Raw genomic sequence first — 3,256 nt, 5'->3', positions numbered from 1 at the left:
TTTTGGCATCACAATGGCTGGACCATTTTCCGCGAACTCGAAGATTTCGTGCGCGAAAAGCTTCGTGAATACCAATACCAAGAAGTGAAAGGTCCGATGATGATGGACCGAGTATTGTGGGAAAAGTCAGGTCATTGGGAGAAGTTCTCAGACCTGATGTTTACGACATCATCGGAAAACCGCGAGTACGCGGTAAAACCAATGAACTGCCCAGGTCACGTACAGATCTTTAACCAAGGCCTTAAGTCTTACCGTGATCTGCCATTACGTATGGCCGAGTTTGGATCGTGTCACCGGAATGAACCTTCAGGTGCGTTGCACGGACTAATGCGTGTACGTGGCTTTACACAAGACGATGCGCACGTTTTTTGTACAGAAGATCAGGTGCAAGACGAAGTCGCTGCGTGTATCAAAATGGTCTACGAAACATACGAAACCTTTGGTTTCGATAAGATCGATGTGAAGCTTTCAACACGCCCTGAGAAACGCCTCGGTGATGATGCAACTTGGGATCGCAGTGAAAAAGCTTTAGCGGATGCCTTGAAAGCGCATGATATCGACTTCACCTATTTACCTGGTGAAGGTGCCTTCTACGGTCCTAAAATTGAATTTACTTTGTTCGATTGCTTAGGTCGTGCGTGGCAGTGTGGTACAATACAGTTAGATTTCGCCTTAACAGGTCGTTTAAATGCGACTTATGTAGGTGAAGACAACGAACGCCATACGCCTGTGATGATTCACCGAGCCATTCTCGGCTCACTTGAACGTTTTATGGGCATTCTTATTGAAGAGTATGCGGGGAATTTCCCGTTGTGGCTCGCACCGACGCAAGTCGTGTTGATGAATATTACCGATAATCAACGCGATTACGTCAATAAAGTAGTGAAATCCCTGAATGAAAAGGGAATTCGTGCATCAGCCGACTTGAGAAATGAGAAGATAGGCTTTAAAATCCGAGAACACACTTTAAAACGTGTTCCCTATTTGCTAGTTGTCGGCGACAAAGAAGTCGAGGCTGGCGAGGTTGCGGTTCGTACTCGTAGCGGCGAAGACTTAGGTAAGTTCCCGCTCGAGCAGTTTGTTGAGCAGTTACAAGCAGAAGTGCGAACACGCAAAATCAATTAAATTAGTTTGGAGGAATAAACCATTAAAGGCGGAAAAAGAACTCAGAAAAGCGCTGACAAAAATCGTATCAATGACGAAATTCGTGTTAATGAAGTTCGCTTAATTGGCACGGAAGGTGAACAGATCGGTATTGTAAGTATCAATGAAGCTCTTGAAGCAGCAGAAGATGCTGGTGTTGATTTGGTCGAAATGAGTCCAAATGCTGAGCCACCTGTCTGCCGCCTTATGGATTACGGTAAGTTTCTCTACGAAAAGAGTAAAGACCAGAAAGAGCAGAAGAAAAAGCAGAAACAGATTCAGGTTAAGGAAGTCAAATTCCGACCTGGCACAGATGAGGGCGACTACCAGGTAAAACTGCGCAACCTGCGTCGCTTCCTCGAGGGAGGTGACAAAACTAAAGTCACTATCCGTTTCCGTGGCCGGGAAATGGCACACCAAGAGTTGGGTATTGAGTTGCTAACTCGTATTAAAGACGATTTAGACGAAATCTCAACTGTTGAGTCGTTCCCTAGAAGGGCCGAAGGTCGCCAGATGATAATGGTTCTGGCGCCGGCTAAGAAGTGATTGTGGTACACAAGTAGTTCAGCTTCGGTTGAACTCACCCTGTCACACTTTTAATCAACAATGCGGAGTTTTATTTCATGCCAAAAATGAAATCAAACAAGGGCGCGTCAAAGCGCTTTAAAAAGACTGCTTCAGGCGGTTACAAGTGCAAGCAATCTCACTTGCGTCACATTCTGACTAAGAAGACACCTAAGCGTAAGCGTCAGCTTCGCGCGAAGAGCATGGTCCACGAGGCCGACGTCAAATTAGTCGATCGTATGTTACCATACGCGTAAGGAGGGATTAGCAAATGGCACGAGTTAAACGTGGTGTGATCGCGCGTGCGCGTCACAAGAAAGTCCTAAAGCAGGCGAAAGGTTATTATGGTGCTCGTAGTCGCGTATATCGCGTTGCGGTGCAGGCAGTTACTAAAGCAGGTCAATACGCATACCGTGACCGTCGCAACAAGAAACGTCAATTCCGTCAATTGTGGATTGTTCGTATCAATGCGGCAGCGCGTCAAAACGGTTTGTCATACAGCCGCTTTATCAACGGTCTGAAGAAAGCATCGGTAGAAATCGATCGCAAAATCCTTGCCGACATCGCTGTACATGACCAAAGCGGTTTTGCAGCCTTGGTTGAAAAGGCGAAAGGTGCACTGTAATCGGCAATAAAGGCTTTGCCAAAAACCGATAAACAGATTTAAAAGGGAGCCAATTTGGCTCCCTTTTTTATGGCTTTTTCGTTAGAATAGAGCTTTCGTAATTTGCATGATAGGTTGAGGGAACGAATGCAGTTAGAACAAATCGTTGAACAGGCGCAGCAAGCTATTGCTGAAGCTGATTCGCCGCAAGCACTGGACGAAGTGCGCGTTGAATACATGGGCAAGAAAGGTCGGTTAACTGAGTTGTTAAAAGGCTTAGGTCAACTTGAACCATCTGAGCGTCGGGACGCTGGACAAAAAATTAACCAAGCTAAACAACAAGTCCAAGCTGATATTAACGCCCGTAAAGAGATTTTAAAGGCGGCTGAGCTCGAAGCAAAGCTTGATGCTGAGCGTATTGATGTGACCTTACCTGGACGCGCTAGCCAAGTGGGTGGGGTACATCCCGTTACACAAACCATTCGCCGTATTGAATCATTCTTTGGTGACTTAGGTTTCAGTGTGAAGCAAGGCCCAGAAGTGGAAGACGGCTTTCACAACTTTGACGCACTCAATATTCCGGCGAATCACCCCGCACGTGCAGACCACGATACGTTCTACTTTACTCCCTCAACGATGCTAAGAACGCAAACTTCGGGTGTGCAAATCCGTACTATGGAGGCTGAGCAGCCACCATTACGCATCATTTCACCAGGTCGCGTTTATCGTAACGATTATGACCAAACGCACACACCGATGTTCCATCAGGTAGAAGGCTTGATGGTTGATAAAGACGTGAGCTTTACGCAGTTAAAAGGCATTTTAGAAGACTTCTTAAATAACTTTTTTGAGGAGTCGTTAACGGTTCGTTTCCGTCCTTCCTATTTCCCGTTTACTGAACCTTCTGCTGAAGTGGATGTAATGGGTAAAGATGGTAAATGGTTA

General features: G+C 46.0%; 5 protein-coding genes. All 5 read left to right on the top strand.

Annotated features, from left to right (window positions below; genetic code table 11):
• On the top strand, positions 1-1,125 hold a 1,125-nt coding region (gene thrS, locus B2X00_RS04170), incomplete at its 5' end, for a threonine--tRNA ligase (RefSeq protein WP_290486240.1).
• Between the two features lie 21 nt (positions 1,126-1,146).
• Positions 1,147-1,689, top strand: coding sequence for a translation initiation factor IF-3 (gene infC / locus B2X00_RS04165; RefSeq protein ID WP_083405017.1), 543 nt, complete (start codon positions 1,147-1,149; stop codon positions 1,687-1,689).
• A gap of 77 nt (positions 1,690-1,766) precedes the next feature.
• On the top strand, positions 1,767-1,964 hold the full coding sequence (rpmI, locus tag B2X00_RS04160) for a 50S ribosomal protein L35 (RefSeq protein ID WP_006955398.1): 198 nt from the start codon (positions 1,767-1,769) through the stop codon (positions 1,962-1,964).
• A 14-nt stretch (positions 1,965-1,978) separates the two neighbouring features.
• Positions 1,979-2,332 (top strand): 50S ribosomal protein L20, encoded by a 354-nt coding sequence (rplT, locus tag B2X00_RS04155; RefSeq protein ID WP_006955397.1) that lies wholly within the window; start codon positions 1,979-1,981, stop codon positions 2,330-2,332.
• A gap of 126 nt (positions 2,333-2,458) precedes the next feature.
• Positions 2,459-3,256, top strand: a 798-nt coding sequence (gene pheS, locus B2X00_RS04150; RefSeq protein WP_290486239.1) for a phenylalanine--tRNA ligase subunit alpha, incomplete at its 3' end; no start/stop codon positions are given.

The organism is Idiomarina sp. UBA3162, from assembly GCF_002364475.1.
In the GTDB taxonomy this organism is placed as follows: Bacteria; Pseudomonadota; Gammaproteobacteria; order Enterobacterales; family Alteromonadaceae; genus Idiomarina.
This window is presented reverse-complemented; position numbering and strand designations above follow the sequence as displayed.